Origin of the sequence: Kaistia sp. 32K, assembly GCF_016629525.1 — a bacterium.
GTDB lineage: Bacteria > Pseudomonadota > Alphaproteobacteria > Rhizobiales > Kaistiaceae > Kaistia.
Genome location: NZ_AP024269.1, coordinates 4849857 through 4871219 on the forward strand (window position 1 = coordinate 4849857; position 21363 = coordinate 4871219).

At 66.8% G+C, this 21363-nt stretch carries 16 protein-coding genes and 1 pseudogene; 15 read left to right on the forward strand and 2 right to left on the reverse strand.

The window, feature by feature from the left end; translation table 11 throughout:
- Position 1 precedes the first annotated feature (1 nt).
- The 6 genes and pseudogenes from K32_RS22395 (at position 2) to pnp (ending at position 7846) form a co-directional block, all read left to right on the forward strand.
- The gene (locus K32_RS22395) at positions 2-709 is read left to right on the forward strand and encodes an RNA-binding protein (protein ID WP_201401611.1); all 708 of its coding nucleotides are present in this window, start codon (positions 2-4) and stop codon (positions 707-709) included.
- Positions 706-3399 (forward strand): translation initiation factor IF-2, encoded by a 2694-nt coding sequence (gene infB / locus K32_RS22400; protein ID WP_201401612.1) that lies wholly within the window; start codon positions 706-708, stop codon positions 3397-3399. Before K32_RS22395 ends, infB begins: the two co-directional genes overlap by 4 nt.
- 165 nt (positions 3400-3564) lie before the next feature.
- A complete protein-coding gene (rbfA, locus tag K32_RS22405) occupies positions 3565-4002 on the forward strand; it encodes a 30S ribosome-binding factor RbfA (protein WP_201401613.1) in 438 nt (145 codons plus the stop codon).
- A 3-nt stretch (positions 4003-4005) separates the two neighbouring features.
- On the forward strand, positions 4006-4929 hold the full coding sequence (truB, locus tag K32_RS22410; protein ID WP_201401614.1) for a tRNA pseudouridine(55) synthase TruB: 924 nt from the start codon (positions 4006-4008) through the stop codon (positions 4927-4929).
- Positions 4930-5237: 308 nt separating this feature from the next.
- Positions 5238-5519 (forward strand): annotated as a pseudogene (gene rpsO, locus K32_RS22415) (30S ribosomal protein S15); the annotation flags it as partial.
- 194 nt (positions 5520-5713) lie between these two features.
- A complete protein-coding gene (pnp, locus tag K32_RS22420) occupies positions 5714-7846 on the forward strand; it encodes a polyribonucleotide nucleotidyltransferase (RefSeq protein WP_201401616.1) in 2133 nt (710 codons plus the stop codon).
- A 170-nt stretch (positions 7847-8016) separates the two neighbouring features.
- Here pnp and K32_RS22425 read toward each other — a convergent pair whose 3' ends face one another.
- Together K32_RS22425 and K32_RS22430 are read right to left on the reverse strand one after the other, a co-directional pair.
- The gene (locus K32_RS22425; RefSeq protein ID WP_201401617.1) at positions 8017-9624 is read right to left on the reverse strand and encodes a phosphoenolpyruvate carboxykinase; all 1608 of its coding nucleotides are present in this window, start codon (positions 9622-9624) and stop codon (positions 8017-8019) included.
- Positions 9625-9909: 285 nt separating this feature from the next.
- Positions 9910-10638, reverse strand: coding sequence for a HugZ family protein (locus tag K32_RS22430; protein WP_201401618.1), 729 nt, complete (start codon positions 10636-10638; stop codon positions 9910-9912).
- 242 nt (positions 10639-10880) lie between these two features.
- Here K32_RS22430 and K32_RS22435 point away from each other — a divergent pair, with 242 nt between their 5' ends.
- The 9 genes from K32_RS22435 to K32_RS22475 all read left to right on the forward strand — a co-directional run bounded on the left by K32_RS22435 (position 10881) and on the right by K32_RS22475 (position 21361).
- Complete coding sequence (locus tag K32_RS22435; RefSeq protein WP_201401619.1) at positions 10881-11585, forward strand: response regulator transcription factor; 705 nt, start codon at positions 10881-10883, stop codon at positions 11583-11585.
- A gap of 23 nt (positions 11586-11608) precedes the next feature.
- Positions 11609-13393 (forward strand): sensor histidine kinase, encoded by a 1785-nt coding sequence (locus tag K32_RS22440; RefSeq protein WP_201401620.1) that lies wholly within the window; start codon positions 11609-11611, stop codon positions 13391-13393.
- A complete protein-coding gene (locus K32_RS22445; RefSeq protein WP_201401621.1) occupies positions 13390-13848 on the forward strand; it encodes an HPr kinase/phosphorylase in 459 nt (152 codons plus the stop codon). The genes K32_RS22440 and K32_RS22445 overlap by 4 nt, the downstream gene beginning before the upstream one ends.
- A gap of 174 nt (positions 13849-14022) precedes the next feature.
- Positions 14023-14424: a PTS sugar transporter subunit IIA gene (locus K32_RS22450; protein ID WP_201401622.1), complete on the forward strand. Its 402-nt coding sequence runs from the start codon at positions 14023-14025 to the stop codon at positions 14422-14424.
- Between the two features lie 10 nt (positions 14425-14434).
- The gene (locus K32_RS22455; protein WP_201401623.1) at positions 14435-14731 is read left to right on the forward strand and encodes an HPr family phosphocarrier protein; all 297 of its coding nucleotides are present in this window, start codon (positions 14435-14437) and stop codon (positions 14729-14731) included.
- Positions 14732-14836: 105 nt separating this feature from the next.
- A complete protein-coding gene (gene ahcY, locus K32_RS22460) occupies positions 14837-16240 on the forward strand; it encodes an adenosylhomocysteinase (protein ID WP_201401624.1) in 1404 nt (467 codons plus the stop codon).
- 375 nt (positions 16241-16615) lie between these two features.
- Positions 16616-19048: a PAS domain-containing sensor histidine kinase gene (locus K32_RS22465; protein ID WP_201401625.1), complete on the forward strand. Its 2433-nt coding sequence runs from the start codon at positions 16616-16618 to the stop codon at positions 19046-19048.
- Positions 19045-20547 carry a tRNA (adenosine(37)-N6)-threonylcarbamoyltransferase complex ATPase subunit type 1 TsaE gene (gene tsaE, locus K32_RS22470; RefSeq protein WP_201401626.1) on the forward strand — a complete coding sequence of 501 codons (1503 nt, stop codon included), beginning with the start codon at positions 19045-19047 and terminating at the stop codon, positions 20545-20547. The genes K32_RS22465 and tsaE overlap by 4 nt, the downstream gene beginning before the upstream one ends.
- 58 nt (positions 20548-20605) lie before the next feature.
- Positions 20606-21361, forward strand: a complete 756-nt coding sequence (locus K32_RS22475) for a nucleotidyltransferase family protein (RefSeq protein WP_201401627.1) — start codon at positions 20606-20608, stop codon at positions 21359-21361.
- Positions 21362-21363: the final 2 nt, after the last annotated feature.

Here is a 21363-nt window from a genome sequence, read left to right on the forward strand (position 1 = left end):
CTTGCCGCGTAAGAGCGAACCCACCACACGAAGCTGCATCGTCTCCCGCGAGACGATGCCGCCCGAGAAGCTGATCCGCTTCGTCCTCGACCCGGAAGGTCAGGTCGTTCCGGATCTCCGGCACCGCCTGCCGGGCCGCGGCGTCTGGGTTACGGCCCGCGCCGACATGGTCGCCCTGGCCGAGAAGAAGCGGCTGTTCAGCCGCGGCTTCAAGGAAGAGGTCAAGGTCGAACCGGGCCTCGCAGGGCGGGTCGAGAAACTGTTGGAGGATTCGGCCCTGCAGGCCGTCTCCTTCGCACGGAAGGCCGGCGAGATCGTCACCGGCTTTGCCAAGGTCGAAACGGCCATCGCGCGAGACGCGGTAGCCGGCATCGTCCAGGCACAAGAGGCCGGCGACGATGGTCGGCAGAAGATCGACGCGGCCTTGAAGCGTCGTTTCGGCAGGGCCAATGCCGTTCCTGTGATCCGTATCTTTCGATCGGAGCAATTGGATTTGGCATTGGGCCGGTCAAATGTGATACATGCTGCTCTGCTCGCGGGCCGGGCGAGCGAAAATGTGTTAGAGCGTGTCGCCGCGCTCGCCTGTTTTCTGGGTGAAGACGGGCTCGTTGCTATTGGCGATGACGTTGGCGCGATCGACGCGCCGCAAGTGCGTGATACGAACGTGTCGGCAATGGCCGAAGACCCCGCAGGACAGAAGACCGAATGAACGATACGAACAACAGCGGCGACAAGGACCTTGGCGGCGCGAAGAAGACCCTGAGCCTCAAGGGCCGCGATTCCGAACGCGGTACCGTGCGCCAGAGTTTTTCGCATGGCCGGACCAATACGGTCGTCGTCGAGAAGAAGAAGCGGGTTCTGATGCCTGGCAAGGGTGAGCCGTCCGCGGCTGCGCCAGTTGCGCCGCGTCCATCGCCCGCTCCCTCGCCAACCTCTTCGGTACGGCCGATCCAGTCCTCCGCGCCGTCGCGGCAGGCACCGGCAGCGCCGGCCCAGTCGCCGCGTCCGCAGGGCGGTCGTTCGGGCATGGTGTTGCGCCAGCTCTCGTCCGACGAGCTCGACGCCCGCGCCAAGGCTCTCGCCGATGCGCGCATTCGCGACGCCGAGGAACGCCGTCAGGCCGAACTCGATGCGATCCGCCGCGCCGAGGAAGAGGTCCGTCTCGCCAAGGAGCGGGAAGAGGCAGCCAAGCGCCAGGCCGAGGAAGATGCTCGCCGCGCCGCCGAGGCCGCTCTTCGCGAGAAGACCGAGGACACCGCTCGCCGGCGTCTGAACGAAACGCCGGCTCCGGCTCGCCAGCCTGCCGCGGCTCAGCCGTCGGCTCGCCCCGCCGCGCCGACGCAGCGCGATCCCAACGCAACCGAGAAGCCGGTGCAGCGCACCTCGGCTCCGGGTGCCCGTCCTGCCGGCCGTGGCGCTGACGAGGATGATCGCTCCGGCGGTCTCCGTCCGTCGACGACCAAGCGTCCGAAGGCCGTGGATCCGAAGCCGGTCAAGAAGGAAGAGGGCAATCCGCGCGGTCGCCTGACGCTTTCCAACGCGCTGAACGATTCCGAGCGCGAGCGTTCGCTGGCTTCGGTTCGCCGTCGCCGCGAGCGTGACCGTAACCGTCACATCGCGCAGGGTCCGCGCGAGAAGGTTTCTCGCGAAGTCACCCTGCCCGAGACGATCACCATCGGCGATCTCGCGAACCGCATGTCGGAACGCGCCGTCGACGTGATCAAGCTGCTGATGAAGCAGGGCCAGTTGCTCAAGGCCACCGACGTGATCGACGCCGATATGGCGCAGATCATCGCCGAGGACATGGGCCACACGGTTCGCCGCGTCGCCGATTCCGACGTCGAGGAAGGCCTGTTCGCCGCGCATGACGAGCAGGGTGAACTCATCAGCCGCGCCCCGGTCGTCACGATCATGGGCCACGTCGACCACGGCAAGACGTCGTTGCTCGATGCGATCCGCAAGACCAATGTGCAGACCGGCGAGGCGGGTGGCATCACCCAGCATATCGGCGCGTACCAGGTCGAGCAGAACGGCCAGAAGATCACCTTCATCGACACCCCCGGTCACGCTGCCTTCACGGCGATGCGTTCCCGTGGCGCCAAGTCGACGGATATCGTGATCCTGGTCGTCGCCGCGGACGATGGCGTGATGCCGCAGACGATCGAGGCGATCAACCACGCCCGCGCCGCCAAGGTGCCGGTCATCGTGGCGATCAATAAGATCGACAAGCCGTCGGCCGACCCGACCCGGGTCCGCACCGAGCTGCTGCAGCACGAGATCTTCGTGGAATCGATGGGCGGCGAGACGCTGGACGTCGAGGTTTCGGCCAAGACCGGCGAGAATCTCGACAAGCTGCTCGAGACCATCCTGCTGCAGGCCGAAGTGCTCGACCTCAAGGCCGATCCCAACCGTTCGGCCGAAGGCACCGTCATCGAGGCCAAGCTCGACAAGGGCCGCGGCCCCGTCGCGACGGTCCTCGTCCAGCGCGGTACGCTGCGCCCGGGCGACATCGTCGTCGCCGGTTCGGAGTGGGGCCGCGTCCGCGCGCTCCTCAACGATCGCGGCACGGCGATGCCGGAAGCAGATCCGTCGACCCCGGTCGAAGTGCTCGGCTTCCAGGGCGCGCCGGCAGCGGGTGACCGCTTCGCCGTCGTCGAGACGGAAGCGCGTGCCCGTGAAATCGCCGATTACCGTGCCCGTCAGAAGCGCGAGAAGGCTGTTGCCCGTCAGACGACGGCGCGCGGCTCGCTCGCCGAGATGATGAGCCAGCGCAAGAGCTCCGGCCTCAAGGAATTCCCGCTCGTCATCAAGGGTGACGTGCAGGGTTCGGTCGAGGCCATCGCCGGCGCGCTGGAGGCTCTCGGCACCGACGAGGTGCAGGCCCGCATCATCCTGTCGGGTGTCGGCGGCGTCACCGAGTCGGACGTCACCCTCGCGGCGACGTCGAACGCGGCGATCATCGGCTTCAACGTCCGTGCCAACAAGCAGGCCCGTGACGTGTCCGAGCGCGAAGGCATCGAGATCCGCTACTACAACATCATCTACGACCTCGTGGATGACGTGAAGGCGGCGATGTCCGGCCTGCTGACGCCGGAACGGCGCGAGACGATGCTCGGCAATGCCGAGATCCTCGAGGTGTTCCACATCTCGAAGGTCGGCAAGGTCGCGGGTTGCCGCGTCACCGACGGCACGGTCGAGCGCGGCGCCAATGTCCGTCTCATCCGCGAGAACGTCGTCATTCACGAAGGCAAGCTGTCGACGCTCAAGCGCTTCAAGGACGAAGTCAAGGAAGTGCCGGCGGGCCAGGAATGCGGTATGGCCTTCGAGAAGTACGAAGACATGCGCGCTGGCGACATCATCGAGTGCTACCGCGTCGAAGAGATCAAGCGCTCGCTCTAAGGCGCGGGCGTCTCGAAATCGAAGTCGAGGTGACGAACGCGGCCGCTCCGGTCGCGTTCGTCCCGTTTTTGAATGGTTCGGCCGGGCGGATGTCGCGGCTTGAGGCGGGCACCGCGAGAGCGGCCCGCGCGCGCCGCCTGATCGGCGCGATGGAGTATTCCCGAAATGGCCAGAACGGCTGCCAATGGTAAGAAGATCGGCGTTGCCGGCCAGCGCCAGCTTCGCGTCGGCGAGCTCGTGCGCCACGCGCTGTCGGAGATTCTCGCGCGCGGCAATCTGAACGAGCCCGCCCTCGACGGCGTGATCGTGACGGTTCCGGAAGTGCGGATGTCGAATGATCTCAAGCTCGCCACCTGCTATGTCATGCCGCTCGGCGGCAAGGACGCCGACGGCGTCGTGGCGGCGCTCGATACGCACCGCAAGTTCCTGCGCGGCGAAGTCTCGCGCCGGGTCGACCTGAAGTTCGCGGTCGACCTCAAGTTCAAGGTCGACACCTCGTTTGCCGAGGGCGCGCGGATCGACGCGCTGCTGCGCACCGACCCGATCGTCCGCCAGGACATCGAGACCGCGCCGCGCGACGACGACGCCACCGACGAAGAGTAGATCATGGCCCAACGCCAGAAGAAGGGGCGGCCGGTTTCCGGCTGGCTCAATCTCGACAAGCCGCTCGGCATGACGTCGACCCAGGCGGTCTCGGTCGTGAAGCGCCTGTTCGGGGCGCAGAAGGCCGGCCATGCCGGGACGCTGGACCCGCTCGCCACCGGCTGCCTGCCGATCGCGCTCGGCGAGGCGACCAAGACGGTCCCCTATGTCATGGACGGCCGCAAGGTCTACGGCTTCACCGTCCGCTGGGGCGAGGAAACCCGCACCGACGACGCCGAGGGCCAGCCGGTCGCCACTTCCGACGTGCGGCCGACGCGCGCTGCGATCGAGGCGATCCTTCCTGAATTCATCGGCGAGATCATGCAGGTTCCGCCCGCTTTCTCCGCCATCAAGGTCGAGGGCGAGCGCGCCTACGACCTGGCGCGCGACGGCGAGGACGTGGTGCTCGAGGCGCGGCCGATCCAGATCCACCGGCTCGACCTGGTCGAGATGCCGGACGAGAATACCGCCGTCTTCGCCGCCGAATGCGGCAAGGGCACCTATGTGCGGGCGATCGCGCGCGACATGGCGCGCGCGCTTGGTACGCGCGGCCATGTCGTCGGTCTGCGGCGCCTGCTGGTCGGCCCGTTCGAGGAGGCCGCGATGATCAAGCTCGACAGCCTCCGCGCCCTGCACGAGGAGGGCGGCTCCGAGGCCTGCGACCAGGTGATGGGGCCGGTCGAGCTCGCGCTTGGCGATCTGCTCGAAGTCCGACTGAACGACACGGATGCAGCCCGGCTCCGCAACGGCCAGAGCGTGCTGCTGCGCGGGCGCGACGCGCCGGCGAATGGCGAGACGGTCTTCGCGACATCCGCCGGAACGCTGGTCGCGATCGGCGAGGTCGAGCGCGGCGAATTCCATCCCTCGCGCGTTTTCGCCGGCGCGTGAGACGGGCCGCCGGAAACTTTCTTCTGGCTATTGACGCCCATTTCGGCCATATAGGCCGCGCTCCCGGAAGGTCATCTGGCCTTGCGGGCGTCGTCGCTTGGAGCGGCGACCGTGCTGGACGACATCCCGGCACTGGCCGCCAGACCCGGCGACAACGCGACGGCATCGGCCGTTCGCGTCGTTCGAGATCGCGATGCCGAGCCTTGCGAGACTGCCAGACGATGCCGGTTTGACGGCATTTCGGCGAGATCGCGGCATCCGGTCAGACTTTGACAACGCCGGCATGCGCCGGACGAAGAACCCCAGGAAAGGGATACCCGATGTCGATCACAGCTGCCCGTAAGGCGGAACTGATCAAGGAATACGCCACCGTCGAGAACGACACGGGCTCGCCGGAAGTGCAGGTCGCGGTGCTCTCGGAGCGCATTGCCAACCTGACCGAGCACTTCAAGGGTCACACCAAGGACAACCATTCGCGCCGCGGCCTTCTCAAGATGGTCAGCCAGCGCCGCAGCCTGCTCGACTATCTGAAGAAGACGGACGAGCAGCGCTACAAGACGCTCATCGAGCGCCTCGGCCTGCGTCGCTGAGACAGGCGGGCCGCCGGCCCGCCTCCAAAGACGCTCGTACGGCGCGGCGGCATGGGGCTGCCGCGCACATTGCCCGCGGATCAGCGGTCGAGCCATGGCAGGATCGCCGGATGCTTTTCACCTCGAAGGTCTGAAAGCCTCCCGCCGTCTTGCTCATGGCTCCTTTGGCGCATCCGCGCAGGAAAGGAATTGCCATGTTCGATGTTCAACGCGTCGAAATTGAATGGGGCGGTCGCCCGCTCATTCTCGAGACCGGCAAGGTGGCCCGTCAGGCCGACGGCGCCGTGCTCGCCACCTACGGCGAGACGACCGTCCTGGCGACCGTCGTCGCCGCCAAGGCGCCGAAGGCCGGCGTCGACTTCTTCCCGCTGACGGTGAACTATCAGGAAAAGACGTTCGCCGCCGGCAAGATCCCCGGTGGTTTCTTCAAGCGTGAAGGCCGTCCCTCCGAGAAGGAGACGCTGACCTCGCGCCTGATCGACCGTCCGATCCGTCCGCTGTTCCCGGAAGGTTTCCGTTGCGAGACGCAGGTCGTCACGACGGTCCTTTCGCATGACCTCGAGAACGATCCCGATATCGTCGCCCTCGTCGCCGCCTCGGCGGCGCTGACGATCTCCGGCGTGCCCTTCATGGGCCCGGTCGGTGGCGCGCGCGTCGGCCTGATCGACGGCGAGTTCGTGCTGAACCCGCTGCTCGAGCAGAACGAGAGCTCGAAGCTCGACCTCGTCGTCGCCGGCACCCAGGACGCCGTGCTGATGGTCGAGTCGGAAGCGCAGGAGCTCTCCGAGGAGACGATGCTCGGCGCCGTCATGTTCGGCCATCGCGGCTTCCAGCCGGTGATCGACGCGATCATCCAGCTCGCCGAGAAGTCCGCCAAGGAGCCGCGCGAGTTCGCGCCGGCCGATCTGTCGGCGATCGAGACGGAGATGCTCGGCATCGCAGAGACCGAGCTCCGTGCCGCCTACAAGAACACCGTCAAGCAGGAGCGTTATGCCGCCGTCGACGCCGTCAAGGCGAAGGTGACCGCGCATTTCTTCCCGGAAGGCGAAGAGCCCCGCTTCGACAAGGAAAAGATCGGCGCCGTCTTCAAGGAACTCCAGGCGAAGATCGTTCGCTGGAACATCCTCGACACCGGCAGCCGCATCGACGGCCGCGATCTGAAGACGGTCCGTCCGATCGTCTCGGAAGTCGGCGTCCTGCCGCGCACGCACGGCTCGGCCATCTTCACCCGTGGCGAGACGCAGGCCCTCGTGGTCGCGACGCTCGGCACCGGCGATGACGAGCAGTTCATCGACGCGCTGGAAGGCACCTACAAGGAAACCTTCCTGCTGCACTACAACTTCCCGCCCTACTCGGTCGGTGAGACGGGTCGCATGGGTTCGCCCGGCCGTCGCGAAATCGGTCACGGCAAGCTCGCCTGGCGCGCTGTCCGTCCGGTTCTGCCAAACCACCACGAGTTCCCCTACACGCTGCGTGTCGTCTCCGAGATCACCGAGTCGAACGGCTCGTCCTCGATGGCAACCGTCTGCGGCACCTCGCTGTCGCTGATGGACGCCGGCGTGCCGCTGAAGCGTCCGGTGGCGGGTATCGCCATGGGCCTGATCCTCGAAGGCGATCGCTACGCGGTCCTCTCCGACATCCTGGGCGACGAGGATCACCTCGGCGACATGGACTTCAAGGTCGCCGGCACCGCCGAGGGCGTCACCTCGCTCCAGATGGACATCAAGATCGCCGGTATCACCGAGGAGATCATGAAGGTCGCCCTGGACCAGGCGAAGGGTGGCCGCGAGCACATCCTCGGCGAGATGGCGAAGGCGCTGACCACCGCGCGTCCGTCGCTCGGCGAGCATGCTCCGCGCATCGAAGTGATCCAGATCCCGACCGACAAGATCCGCGAAGTGATCGGTTCGGGCGGCAAGGTCATCCGCGAGATCGTGGAAAAGACCGGCGCCAAGATCGACATCTCCGATGACGGCACCGTCAAGGTCGCCTCCTCGGACGGCAAGGCGATCACCGCCGCGCTGAACTGGATCAAGGGCATCGCCGCGGAGCCGGAAGTCGGCGCCATCTACCAGGGCACCGTCGTCAAGGCCGTCGATTTCGGCGCCTTCGTCAACTTCTTCGGCGCCAAGGACGGCCTGGTCCACATCTCGCAGCTGTCCAACCAGCGCGTGGCGAAGACCCAGGACGTCGTCAAGGAAGGCGACAAGGTCTGGGTCAAGCTGCTCGGCTTCGACGAGCGCGGCAAGGTCCGCCTCTCGATGCGCGTCGTCGACCAGACGACCGGCGAAGAGATCAAGGAAAAGACGGAAGCCGCCGGCGAGTAATCGCCCGCTTCCCTCTCGCGAACAGGAAAGGCCCGGCGAGCGATCGCCGGGCCTTTTTGTTTGTCGTTTCGTGCCGGCTGTCCGAAGCCATGCCGGATGGCAAGCTGAGGGCAAAAAAGAAGCCCGGCTGCGGCCAGCCGGGCTTCGAGTTCAGGATCGTGCGGTCGCGATCAGGCGACCATCGTGCCCGGGGCGGCGGCCGTCACGGCGGCGTCGACATGGGTCTCGAACTTCTCGAAGTTCTTCAGGAACATGCCGACCAGCTTGGCCGCCTGCGCGTCGTAGCCGGCCTTATCCTGCCAGGTCTTGCGCGGGTGCAGGATGTGCGGCTCGACGCCGGCGACGTCGGTCGGCACCTGGAAGCCGAAGGTCCGGTCGGTGTAGAAGCGCCCGGTCTCGAGCGAGCCGTCGAGCGCCGCCGAAAGCAGCGTCCGCGTCGCCTTGATCGGCATGCGGCGGCCGGTGCCGTAGGCGCCGCCGGTCCAGCCGGTGTTGACCAGCCAGCAGGCGACGCCGTGCTCGGCGATCAGGCTGCGGAGCAGATTGCCGTATTCGGCCGGGTGGCGCGGCATGAACGGCGCGCCGAAGCAGGTCGAGAAGGTCGCCTGCGGTTCGGTGACGCCCTTCTCCGTGCCGGCGACCTTGGCCGTGTAGCCGGAGAGGAAGTGGTACATCGCCTGTTCCGGCGTCAGCTTGGCGATCGGCGGCATCACGCCGAAGGCGTCGGCGGTCAGCATGACGATCGTCTTCGGATGGCCGGCTCGGCCGGTCTCGCTGGCATTCGGGATGAAATGCAGCGGGTAGGCGGCGCGGGTGTTCTCCGTCTTCGAGGCGTTGTCGAAGTCGATCAGGCGCGTGGCCGGATCGATCGCGACATTCTCGAGCACGGTGCCGAAGCGCTTGGTCGTCGCGAAGATCTCCGGCTCGGCCTCGGCCGAGAGCTTGATCGTCTTGGCGTAGCAGCCGCCCTCGAAATTGAAGATGCCTTCCGGGCCCCAGCCATGCTCGTCGTCGCCGATGAGCGTGCGTTTGGGATCGGCCGAGAGCGTCGTCTTGCCCGTGCCGGAGAGGCCGAAGAAGACGGCGGCGTCATCGTCGGGGCCGACATTGGCGGAGCAATGCATCGGCATGACGCCCTTCGGCGGCAGCGTGAAGTTCAGGTAGGTGAAAACCGCCTTCTTCATCTCGCCGGCATAGGACGTGCCGCCGATCAGCACGATGCCGCGGGTGAAGTCGCAGGCGATCACCGTCTCGGTCCGGCAGCCATGCCGGTCCGGATTGGCCTTGAAGCTCGGCAGATCGAGGATCGTCAGCTTCGGCACGAAGGTTTTCAGCGTCGCGGCTTCGGGGCGGATCAGCAGGTTGCGGATGAAGAGCGAATGCCAGGCCTTCTCGGTAAAGACGCGCACCGCGACGCTCTCGGCCGGGTCGGCGCCGCCCTGCAGGTCCTGCGCGAACAGTTCGCGCCCGGAGGCATGGGCCAGCATGTCGGCATGGAGCACCGCGAAATGCGCCGGCGACATCGCCTTGTTGTTGTCCCACCAGACGGCGTTCTCGGTCAGCGCGTCGCGGACGACGAATTTGTCCTGCGGCGAGCGGCCGGTATGGACGCCGGTCTCGACGGTCAGTGCGCCGTCGGCCGAGACCAGGGCCTCGCCGCGCCGCAGTGATTCCTCGTAAAGCGCCGGTGCCCCATAGTTCCAGTAGAGACCGGCCAGCCACTTCAAACCGAACTGGTCGGCGCCATGGGCAGGATTGCGAATGCCGTTCTCGGTCACGGGTCGTCTCCTCTGAGAGGTACTCGCTTCCTTCGCGAGGCCTCGCTCCGGGGAAGGGTGCGCCGCAACAGCGGGCCGCACCGGCTCTGTCGGCGGACAACGCCGCCGACAGGCCAGAACCTAGAGGATCGGATTTCGCGCCTGCAACAAAAACCGCGCAGGTTTAGTTGTCGATCGCCGATTAAATCGATTTAATCAGTCAGCACCAAGCAACGGACTCGCCTTCATCGGTTATTTCGAGCTCCAAACAAACAGAAAATTCCATTTGTTTGCAAATTGGCACTGTTATTCCATCGATCTCGCTTGTTTTGCGAAGGACTTCAGGTAGCCGCCGGCCTCGCCAACCGTGGTTGCTCGCGTCGGGAAAGGCAGGCGGGCGCGCAATTCACTCGTAGCAATGTCGATGCCGTCCGGGTCGCAACCGGTCATCCGCCAGGCACCGGCCGGCAAGTTCAACAACTTGATTGCGTAGAAGCCGATGGCGTCGGCGTGATCGTCATTCATGTGCTCGACCACTCCTTTCTCGCCGTCGAGAAGTTCCTGGCAGTCGGAGTAATCGGGGATGAGATCCTTGCCCGGGACTTGCGCGATGTTGCCGAAGCCGGCGACGAGGTGCGAATTCGTGACGTTCATCACGTAATAGTGGAAGCCGGGCAGGGCGGAGGCGCGCGCGGCCTTGCCCTGGTGCTGCGCATAGCGCCACGCGGCGACCGGATCCTCGGTCTTCTCGAACGTGCCGACCAGCGTGATGCGGGCGCCGGCGAGCGGGTTGCCGCCTTCGCCGCCCGGGGCGACCAGCAGCAGCGAGGCGCGCGGATCGCGCTTCAGATTGTGGGTATGGACCGCGAGGTCCGAAAGGCTCAGAATCGGCCGGCCGTCGGGAAGGGTGCCGATGGTGACCAGCGTCGCGAACGGATTGCCAGCCTCGTCCAGCGTCGCGAGGCTTCCGGCGATCGGGCTGCGGATGACGGCGCGGCCGGTTGCAACCGGATCGAAGGGTGGATTGTCGAGCATTGTGCCTTCCTTGGAAACAAACACGTTCTAAAGATGATTATCATCATCAAGTTTCCATGTCTCGCTTTCGATGGCGCTTTCCCGGCCGATTGGCGCCGCGGGTTTAAATCCGCTAGGTTGCACGCCATATTTTCCGCGTATTCCTGCGACGTTTAGGCGGGGCGCCATCAGGAAACGCCAATGCCGGCTGCTTCGGGGCCGGTCAACGCCCCACCGGGCAAGCCTTCGGGAGACGCTCATCCATGCCGACGATCGCACTGGTCGACGACGATCGAAACATCCTCGCCTCCGTGTCGATAGCGCTGGAGTCGGAGGGATATCGTGTCCAGACCTACACGGACGGCGCTTCCGCCCTCGACGGGTTCCAGCAGTCGCTGCCCGACCTCGCCATCCTCGACATCAAGATGCCGCGCATGGACGGGATGGAGCTGCTCCGCCGCCTGCGCCAGCGCACCGACCTGCCGGTGATCTTCCTCACCTCGAAGGACGACGAGATCGACGAATTGTTCGGCCTCAAGATGGGCGCCGATGATTTCATCAAGAAGCCGTTCTCGCAGCGCCTGCTGGTCGAGCGGGTGAAGGCGGTGCTGCGCCGCTTCCAGCCGCGCGAGGCGGCGGTGCCGAACAAGGTCCCCGACGCCGCCCGCAATCTCGATCGCGGCGCGCTGTCGATGGATCAGGAACGCCACACCTGCACCTGGAACGGCCAGCCGGTGACGCTGACCGTCACCGAATTCCTGATCCTCTACGCGCTCGCGCAGCGCCCGGGCGTCGTCAAGAGCCGCAACGCCCTGATGGACGCCGCCTATGACGATCAGGTCTATGTTGACGATCGCACCATCGACAGCCACATCAAGCGGCTGCGCAAGAAGTTCAAGGTCGTCGACGACGATTTCGATATGATCGAGACGCTGTACGGCGTTGGCTACCGCTTCAAGGAGGCCTGACGGCTGTCAGGCTTGGGAGAGGCATGACGATCAGCATCGAGGAGCCGATTGCACCGCGCAGGCGTCCCTGGCGCTTGCGCGTTCGCATGTTGCGCCGTGGCCTCGGCCGCATGCTGCGCTCGATCGGCCCGCATGCCTTTTCGAGCCTGACGCGCCGGATCATCATCCTCAACCTCGCCGCACTGATCGTCCTCGTCTCCGGCATTCTCTATCTGAACCAGTTCCGCGCCGGCCTGATCGACGCGCGGCTGGAGAGCCTACTGACGCAGGGCGAGATCATCGCCGGCGCGGTGGCCGCCTCCGCGACGGTCGAGACCAACAATCTCACCATCGATCCCGACAAGCTGCTGGAGCTGCAGGCGGGTGAAAGCCTGATGCCGGGCGAGAGCTCGATCGAGGGGCTCGATTTCCCGATCAATCCGGAGCGCGTCGCGCCGGTGCTGCGCCGCCTGATCTCGCCGACCCGTACCCGCGCCCGCATCTATGACCGCGACGGCAGCCTGGTGCTCGATTCGCGCCATCTCTATTCGCGCGGCCAGATCCTGCGTTTCGACCTGCCGCCGGCCGACGAGGAACCTGCGCTGCTCGACCGGATCTGGCAGTGGGTCAACGTCCATCTGCAACGCGACGACCTGCCGGTCTATCAGGAACTCGGCGGCTCCAATGGACGCGGCTATCCGGAGGTCGCGACCGCGCTCGACGGCGGGCCGTCGTCGATCGTCCGCATCACCGATCGCGGCGAGCTGATCGTCTCGGTCGCCGTGCCGATCCAGCGCTATCGCTCGGTGCTCGGCGTGCTGATGCTCTCGACTCAGGGCGGCGACATCGACCAGATCGTGCATGCCGAGCGCATGGCGATCGTCCGCGTCTTCCTCGTCTCCGCCGGCGTCGTCGTGCTGCTCTCCATCCTGCTCGCCAGCACCATCGCCGTGCCGCTGCGCCGGCTGGCGGACGCCGCCGACCGCGTGCGCCGGGGCGTCACGGCGCGGCCGCAGATCCCGGATTTCTCCAATCGCCGCGACGAGATCGGCCACCTGTCGCAGGCGCTCCGCGATATGACGGGCGCGCTGTTCAACCGGATCGAGGCGATCGAGAGCTTCGCCGCCGATGTCAGTCACGAGCTCAAGAATCCGCTGACCTCGCTCCGCAGCGCCGTCGAGACCTTGCCGCTCGCCAAGACGGCGGCGTCGAAGAAGCGCTTGAACGACATCATCCAGCACGACGTCCGCCGGCTCGACCGCCTGATCAGCGATATCTCCGACGCCTCGCGCCTCGACGCCGAACTGGCGCGGCAGGATGCGGAGCCGGTCGACGTCGCGGCCATCGTCGAGGCGGTGGTCTCGATGGCCCGCGACACGACGAGCCCGGACGGACCGCGCATCACGCTCGAAGTGGCGGAAGCGGAAGAGCCGGATGCCTTCGTCGTGCTCGGCCATGACAGCCGCCTGGCGCAGGTCTTCACCAATCTGATCGACAATGCGCGCTCGTTCTGCCGCACCGACGGCACGGTCCGCGTCCTGGTTCGCCGCAGCGGCACCTCGGTCGACGTCGTCGTCGAGGACGAAGGCCCGGGCATTCGCGCCGAGCAGGTCGAGCGCATCTTCGAGCGCTTCTACACCGATCGTCCCGAGCAGGAGGCGTTCGGCCAGAATTCCGGCCTCGGCCTGTCGATCTCGAAGCAGATCGTCGAGGCGCATCGCGGCCGGATCTGGGCGGAGAACCGTTCCAAGGGCAAGGCGACCAAGGCCGATCGCGCCGAGATCGTCGGTGCGCGCTTCACGGTCCGGCTGCCGTCGGCGTCGTCGTGACCGGGACGAGCCCCGCCGCTGCCACCATCCATGCCGGCGCGGTCTGGGTCGACGGGGCCGGCGTTCTGGTGCGCGGGCCTTCCGGATCCGGCAAGTCGTCACTGCTCCTGGCGCTGCTCCTCGCCGACCGAGAGCAGAACCGCCTCATCGCCGACGACCGGGTCCTCCTCGCGGTCCGGGCGGGCCGGCTCGAGGCGCGGGCGCCGGCTGCGCTCGCCGGTCTGCTGGAAATTCGCGGGCAGGGAATTGTTGCAGTGCCGCATATTGACGCGGCGCCAATCGAGCTTGTCGTCGACATCGAACCGGCCGAGCGATGCCCTCGTCTGCCCGAGCCGGCCGACCTCCGGACGGAAATCGAAGGGTTGACGTTGCGTCGGCTTGCCGTTCCCGTCGGCCAGCCGGATGGCTGGATCCGGGTTCGCGCGGCATTGGCGTTCCGCGTCGCGATTGTTTAGTATTGTTGGCGTTTTGCGGGATGCACCCCGCTTTTTTCTTGCGTTGCGGCAAGGTTCGGTCAAGATGCGGCGCCATTCGGCCACGCATGAGCCGGCCGCTGCGCACCAGCGGTTTCGATGTCTTCCATGGCTCCGATCCGGGGCCGAACTGAGAAAAGCAGGTAATCGAAGGGCATGATTGGCGTCGTCCTTGTTACCCACGGCCAGCTCGCTACCGAGTTCCGGGCGGCCCTGGAGCACGTGGTTGGTCGCCAGACGCAGTTCGAGACCATCGCGATTGGTCCCGAGGACGACATGGAGCGTCGGCGTCAGGACATCCTCGAGGCGGTTCTCAGTGTCGATGACGGCAGCGGCGTGATCCTGCTGACCGACATGTTCGGCGGCACGCCCTCCAATCTCGCCATCTCGGTGATGGAAGCGGGACGCGTCGAGGTCATCGCCGGCGTCAACCTTCCGATGCTGATCAAACTCGCCAGCGTCCGCCTCGACAAGTCGCTCGCCGACGCCATCACCGGCGCGCAGGAAGCGGGACGCAAATACATCAACGTCGCCAGCCAGGTCCTGGCGGGGCACTGAAGCGCAGAACATGTCCGAAACCGAAGCCGAAGCCCCCGGGTTGTACCGCGATCTGCCGATCGTCAACCGCAAGGGGCTTCATGCCCGCGCCTCGGCCAAGTTCGTTCAGTGCGCCGATCTCTTCGACGCCGAGATCCTCGTCTCGAAGGATCAGAACACGGTCGGCGGCACGTCGATCATGGGGCTGATGATGCTCGCGGCCGGCATCGGTTCCTATATCCGCGTCTCTGCCGAAGGGCCGGACGCCGAGGCGGCGCTCGCCGCCATCGCCGAGCTGGTCGCCAATCGCTTCGGCGAAGAGGAATAGCGGTCGCGTACTGCCTGTCACATAAAGACATCTTTATATCCTGATTGCTGCCACGCGTCGTCTCGGCTATAAGCGCGACACGTCCAACGCATGGAGATCAGCAAGATGGCTGCTGCCAACGACTACGCGATCAAGGATATCAGCCTCGCCGATTGGGGCCGCAAGGAACTCTCGATCGCCGAGACCGAGATGCCCGGCCTGATGAGCGTGCGCGCCGAATTCGGCCCGTCGCAGCCGCTGAAGGGCGCTCGCATCGCCGGCTCCCTGCACATGACGATCCAGACCGGCGTGCTGATCGAGACGCTGAAGGCGCTCGGCGCCGACGTCCGCTGGGCCTCGTGCAACATCTACTCGACCCAGGACCACGCCGCCGCGGCGATCGCCCAGTCCGGCGTCCCGGTCTTCGCCATCAAGGGCGAGAGCCTCGAGGACTACTGGGAATACACGCACCGCATCTTCGAATGGCATGACGGCGGCGTCCCCAACATGATCCTGGACGACGGCGGCGACGCCACCGTTCTCGTGCATCTCGGCCTGCGCGCCGAGGGCGGCGACACCGCCTTCCTCGACAAGCCCGAGAACGAGGAAGAGGAAGTCCTCTTCGCCGCGATCAAGAAGCGCCTCGTCTCGAAGCCCGGCTGGTATGGCGAGATCGCCCGCTCGATCCAGGGCGTCACCGAGGAGACCACGACGGGCGTGCATCGTCTCTACGAGATGCAGAAGAAGGGCACGCTGCTCTTCCCGGCGATCAACGTCAACGACTCGGTCACCAAGTCGAAGTTCGACAACCTCTATGGCTGCCGCGAGTCGCTGGTCGACGGCATCCGCCGCGGCACCGACGTCATGATGTCGGGCAAGGTCGCCATGGTCGCCGGCTTCGGCGATGTCGGCAAGGGTTCGGCCGCCTCGCTGCGCCAGGCCGGCTGCCGCGTGCTCGTCTCCGAAGTCGATCCGATCTGCGCCCTGCAGGCGGCGATGGAAGGCTACGAGGTCACGACGATGGAAGACGCCGCGCCGCGCGCCGACATCTTCGTCACCGCGACCGGCAATGTCGACGTCATCACGATCGACCATATGCGCGCCATGAAGGACCGCGCGATCGTCTGCAACATTGGCCATTTCGACAGCGAGATCCAGATTTCGGCGCTGCGCAATCTGAAGTGGAACAACGTCAAGCCGCAGGTCGACGAAGTTGAGTTCGCCGGCGGCAAGCGGATCATCCTTCTGTCCGAGGGCCGCCTGGTCAATCTCGGCAACGCCACCGGCCATCCGAGCTTCGTGATGTCGGCGTCCTTCACCAACCAGACGCTGGCGCAGATCGAACTCTGGACCAAGCCCGGCCAGTACGAGAAGAAGGTCTACACGCTGCCGAAGCACCTCGACGAGAAGGTCGCGGCGCTGCATCTGGCCAAGATCGGCGTCAAGCTGACCAAGCTCAGCGAGAAGCAGTCGGCTTATATCGGCGTCGCCGAGACCGGCCCGTTCAAGCCCGATCACTATCGTTACTGACCGATAAATTTGGGGCAGACGATCGGCCGCAGCCGATCCCTACCCGTCGTGGTTCGGCGGGTAGGTAGACCCAATATTTTGACGGCTCGCCGGATTAACTGCCGGTTAACCACGTTGATCTGACACTCCAAGGCCATGCGGGCATCCCGCATGGCCTTTTTCTCTGCGCCATCGGCTTCACACTCGATTCCCCGAACCGCTACATTGGGGATGATTCGGGTGAGCGGCCGCTGTTTGTCGTCGGCGTCGAAACGGGTCCATTTCATTACTCTGACGGCGGAAGGGCCTGCCCGCATGCTTTGGCATCGCAGGAATTTGGATGGGATTCGCGGTGGACGCCGCTGGAGTTCCGCCCTTCCGACCTTGCGACGGAGCATGCTCGCCGCCACCGCTCTGACCGCCACCGTCCTGCTGACGGCTTCCGTCACCGGCGCCGAGGCGGCGACCAGCCCGATCGATGCCGGCACGACGGCCTTCGTCAGCGCGCTTCTCGGCGTCGTCGCCTTCGCGGTGCTCGGCGTCGCGGCGCTGCAGCGGGCGCGTGCCCGCGTCGAGAACGAGAATGCGGCGCTCCGGCACCAGCTGTCCGATTCCCGCGCCAAGGCCGACCGGGCCGAGGCGCTCGTCGACGCCGACGACCAGCGCCTGGTCGCCTGGGGCGCGCCGGGCGAGCTGCCGCTGGTGATGGGGCGCCTGCCGCGCTCCTGCGGCGCCCCGGACGAGCGGTCGGCCTTTCTCGCCTTCGGCACCTGGCTGATCCCGAGTGCCGCGAGCCGGCTCGACGCGGCGCTCGAAAGCCTGCGCCAGCGCGGCGAGACCTTCGCCCTGTCGCTCGAAACCACCAATGGCAGCTATGTCGAGATCGTCGGGCGGACCGCCGGCGGCCGCGCCGTGGCGCGCTTCCGCGATCTCTCCGGCGACCGGCTCGCTTTGGCCGAGCTCGAGGCGCTGCATGAGCGCGTCAGCGAGGATGTCGAGGCGATGCGGGTGCTGCTGCAGGCGGCTCCGATGCCGGCCTGGATCCGCGGCCCCGACGGCGCGCTGCGCTGGATCAACAATGCCTTCGCCCGCGCCGTCGAGGCGCGCGACCCGCAGGATGCGGCGACCCGGCATCTCGAACTGCTCGATACGGCCGGCCGCGAGGCGATCCGCCTGGCGCACGCCGAAAAGCCCGTCTTCGAGCAGCGCCTGCCGGCGATCGTCACCGGCTCCCGCCGTATCTTCGACGTGATCGACGTCGTCTCCGAGACCGGCAGCGCCGGCATTGCGACCGACGCGACCGAGCTCGAAACCGTCCAGAACCAGATGAAGCGGCTGGTCGAGTTCCACGCCCGCACGCTGGACCAGCTGGCGACCGCCGTCGCCGTCTTCGGATCCGATCGGCGCCTGCGCTCCTACAATGCCGCGTTCCGCTCGCTCTTCAGCCTCGATGCCGGCTTTCTCGACAGCCAGCCCGACGAGAGCGCCGTGCTCGAGCGCATGCGCGCCAGCCGCCGCCTGCCGGAGCAGGCGGATTTCAAGAGCTGGCGCAACGAGCTGCTCACCGCCTATCAGTCGCTCGACGCGCGCGAGCATTGGTGGCACCTGCCCGACGGCCAGACGCTCCGCGTCCTCGCCAACCCGCATCCGCAGGGCGGCATCACCTGGATCTACGAGAACGTCACCGAGCAGCTGGAGCTGGAGAGCCGCTACAACGCGCTGTCGCGTGTCCAGGGCGAGACGCTCGACCATCTCGCCGAAGGCGTCGCCGTGTTCGGCTCCGACGGCCGCCTGCGGCTCGACAATCCGTCCTTCGCGCGGATCTGGCATCTCGACCAGAAGTTCCTCTCCACCCATCCGCATATCGGCGAGATCGAGCGCGCCTGCCGGCGCCTGCACGACGCGCCGGAGGAATGGGCGCGCTTCACGGCGCGGGTCGCAGGTCTCGACGAGAGCCGCGCGCCGAGCCAGGGCCGCATGGAGCGTTCGGACGGCCGCGTCGTCGACTATGCCACCGTGCCACTGCCCGGCGGCCAGACCATGGTGACCTTCATCGACGTCAGCGACACGGTGCAGGTCGAGCGCGCGCTGACCGACCGCAACGAGGCGCTGGAAGCGGCCGACGGGCTGAAGAACGCCTTCATCCAGCACGTGTCCTACGAGCTGCGCTCGCCGCTCACCAACATCATCGGCTTCACCCAGCTGCTCTCCGACGTCTCGATCGGGCCGCTGACGGAGAAGCAGCAGGAATATGCCGGCTACATCCTGTCCTCGAGCGGTTCGCTGCTGGCGATCGTCAACGACATCTTGGATCTCGCGACCGTCGACGCCGGCATCATCGCGCTCGATCTGGTCGAGGTCGACGTCGAGCGCACCATCGCGGCGGCGATCGAGGGCGTGCGCGACCGGCTGCAGGAATCCCAGATCGCGCTCGAGACCCGGATTCCGGACGGCATCGGCAGCTTCGTCGCCGACGAGAAGCGGGTTCGCCAGATCCTTTACAATCTGCTCTCCAACGCCGTCGGCTTCTCGACCCATGGCGGCTCGATCGGCCTGACCGCGCGCCGGACCGCCGACATGGTCGAATTCACCGTCGAGGATCACGGCCCGGGCATCGCGCCGGAATTCCTCGCCTCCGTCTTTGACCGCTTCGAGAGCCGGGCGGCCGGCTCGGCGCGCGGCGGCGCCGGCCTCGGCCTCGCCATCGTCAAGAGCTTCGTCGAGCTGCATGGCGGCACGGTCGGCATCCGCTCCGAAGAGGGCCGCGGCACGGTCGTCAGCGTGCGCCTGCCGATCCGCCCGACCGAGCTCGCCGTCGCCGCCGAATGAGCCCGCCCACCCCGATCCGGGTCGATCTGCCTGACGAGGCGGCGACCATCCGCCTCGCCGAGGACATCGCCGCCAAGCTCGCCATCGGCGACGTCATCGCCCTTCGCGGCGATCTTGGCGCCGGCAAGACCAGCTTCGCCCGGGCGCTGATCCGCGCCGTCGCCGCCGACGCCGGCTACGAGGTGCCGAGCCCGACCTTCACCATCGTCCAGACCTACGACACGCGGCTGCCGATCGCCCATTTCGATCTCTATCGCCTCGGCTCGGCCGACGAGCTGGAGGAGATCGGCTTCGACGAGGCGGTGAGCGAAGGCGTCGTGCTGATCGAATGGCCCGAGCGGGCCGGCGACAGCCTGCCGGGAACCCATCTCGAAATCGCGCTCGAGATCGAGGGCGCCGGCCGGCTGGCGACGCTGACGGGCGGCGGCGACTGGCCGGAGCGGATCGCGCGGACCCTCGCCATCCGGCAGTTCCTCGACCGATCGGACATGGGGCTGGCCACGCGCCGTCATCTGCAGGGCGACGCGTCGACGCGCGCCTATGAGCGGGTCGAGACGCCGGAAGGGCGCCGCGCCGTGCTGATGGACGCGCCGGAGCGTCCGCCGGGTCCGGCGGTGCGCGATGGCCGCACCTATGACGATCTCGCCCATCGGGCGACCAGCGTCCGCCCCTTCGTGGCGATGAGCGACGGCCTCAGCGCCGCCGGCTTCTCGGCGCCCGCGATCCTCGCCGCCGACCTGCCGGCCGGCATTCTGCTGGTCGAGGATCTGGGACACGAGGGCGTGCTTGCCGATGGTGCGCCGGATCCCGAGCGCTATGGCCTCGCGGTCGACGTCCTCGCCGCCCTGCACGCGACGCCGCGACCGGTCGAGCTGCCGCTGCCCGACGGCGCCGTCTATCATATACCGCCCTTCGATTGGGACGCGCTCTCGATCGAGGTCGACCTGCTGCCGCGCTGGTATGCGCGCTGGCAGCGCGGCGCGCCGCTCGCGCCCGAGGCCGAAGCGGCCTTCGTCGCGATCTGGCGGGGTCTCTACGAGACGCTCGATGCGAGCGAGAAGAGCTGGCTGCTGCGCGATTTCCACTCGCCCAACCTGCTCTGGCTGCCCGAACGCGAGGGATTGCGGCGGATCGGCATTCTCGATCACCAGGACGCGATGATCGGCGCTAGCGCCTATGACGTCGCCTCGCTGCTGCAGGATGTGCGCGTCACGGTCGAACCCGCGCTGGAAGCGGCGCTCGCCGATCGCTATGTCGCGGCGCGGCTCGCGCGCGGGCCCTTCGATGCCGAGGCGTTCCGCGCCGCCTACGCCATTTCCGGCGCGCAGCGGGCGACCAAGGTGCTCGGCGGTTTCGTCCGCCTGGCCGAGGCCGCCGGCAAGCCCCAATATCTCCGTCACATTCCCCGTGTAAGGGGCTATCTGGCGCGCTGCCTCCGCCATCCGGTTCTTTCCGGCCTGGCACTCTGGTATGAAGAATACCTGCCGTTCGAAGAATGATGGCCCCGTTTCGGGGGCGACGACGCCAGCAAGAACAACGGATTTGCCCGAGACCGATATGCCGACCAGCTTGCCGACGCCCATCTTCAAGAAGCCGAATCATCCGAAGCGCGCCATGGTGCTCGCTGCCGGCATCGGCAAGCGCATGCGGCCGGTCACGGCGACCGTCCCGAAGCCGCTGATCGAGATTGCCGGCCGCTCGCTGATCGACCATGCGCTCGATCGCCTGGCGAATGCCGGCGTCGAGCAGACGGTCGTCAACGTGCATTACCTGGCCGACTTGGTCGAAACCCATGTGAAAAAGCGGAAGAGCCCGAAGGTCGTCGTCTCCGACGAGCGCGGCGGCCTGCTCGAGACCGGCGGCGGCCTCAAGAAGGCGCTGCCGCTGCTCGGCGATGCGCCCTTCTACGTCATGAATTCGGATTCGTTCTGGATCGAGGGCCCGCGCCCCAATCTCGACTGGTTGGCGCAGGGCTGGAACGACGACGCGATGGACGCGCTCTTGATGCTGGCGCCGACCGTCACGGCGATCGGCTATCCCGGCCCCGGCGATTTCATCATGGAGAAGGACGGCCGCCTCGCCCGCCGGGTCGAGCGCACCGTCGCGCCCTTCGTCTATTCGGGCACCGCCATCCTGTCGCCGCGCCTCTTCGCCAACGCGCCCGACGGCTCCTTCTCGCTCAACGTCCTGTTCGACCAGGCGATCGAGAGCGGCCGTCTGTTCGGCGTCCGCATGGACGGCACCTGGCTGCATGTCGGCACGCCGGAAGCGATCCGCGAGGCCGAATTGTCGGTCCTGGAAAGCGCGGCCTGAGG

Excerpts from the sequence above, each read along its gene's own strand:
- infB (WP_201401612.1), top strand. The coding sequence starts at position 706 with ATGAACGATACGAACAACAGCGGCGACAAGGACCTTGGCGGCGCGAAG.
- rbfA (WP_201401613.1), top strand. The coding sequence starts at position 3,565 with ATGGCCAGAACGGCTGCCAATGGTAAGAAGATCGGCGTTGCCGGCCAG.
- truB (WP_201401614.1), top strand. The coding sequence starts at position 4,006 with ATGGCCCAACGCCAGAAGAAGGGGCGGCCGGTTTCCGGCTGGCTCAAT.
- pnp (WP_201401616.1), top strand. The coding sequence starts at position 5,714 with ATGTTCGATGTTCAACGCGTCGAAATTGAATGGGGCGGTCGCCCGCTC.
- K32_RS22430 (WP_201401618.1), bottom strand. The coding sequence starts at position 10,638 with ATGCTCGACAATCCACCCTTCGATCCGGTTGCAACCGGCCGCGCCGTC.
- K32_RS22435 (WP_201401619.1), top strand. The coding sequence starts at position 10,881 with ATGCCGACGATCGCACTGGTCGACGACGATCGAAACATCCTCGCCTCC.
- K32_RS22440 (WP_201401620.1), top strand. The coding sequence starts at position 11,609 with ATGACGATCAGCATCGAGGAGCCGATTGCACCGCGCAGGCGTCCCTGG.
- K32_RS22450 (WP_201401622.1), top strand. The coding sequence starts at position 14,023 with ATGATTGGCGTCGTCCTTGTTACCCACGGCCAGCTCGCTACCGAGTTC.
- K32_RS22455 (WP_201401623.1), top strand. The coding sequence starts at position 14,435 with ATGTCCGAAACCGAAGCCGAAGCCCCCGGGTTGTACCGCGATCTGCCG.
- ahcY (WP_201401624.1), top strand. The coding sequence starts at position 14,837 with ATGGCTGCTGCCAACGACTACGCGATCAAGGATATCAGCCTCGCCGAT.
- K32_RS22465 (WP_201401625.1), top strand. The coding sequence starts at position 16,616 with ATGCTCGCCGCCACCGCTCTGACCGCCACCGTCCTGCTGACGGCTTCC.
- tsaE (WP_201401626.1), top strand. The coding sequence starts at position 19,045 with ATGAGCCCGCCCACCCCGATCCGGGTCGATCTGCCTGACGAGGCGGCG.
- K32_RS22475 (WP_201401627.1), top strand. The coding sequence starts at position 20,606 with ATGCCGACCAGCTTGCCGACGCCCATCTTCAAGAAGCCGAATCATCCG.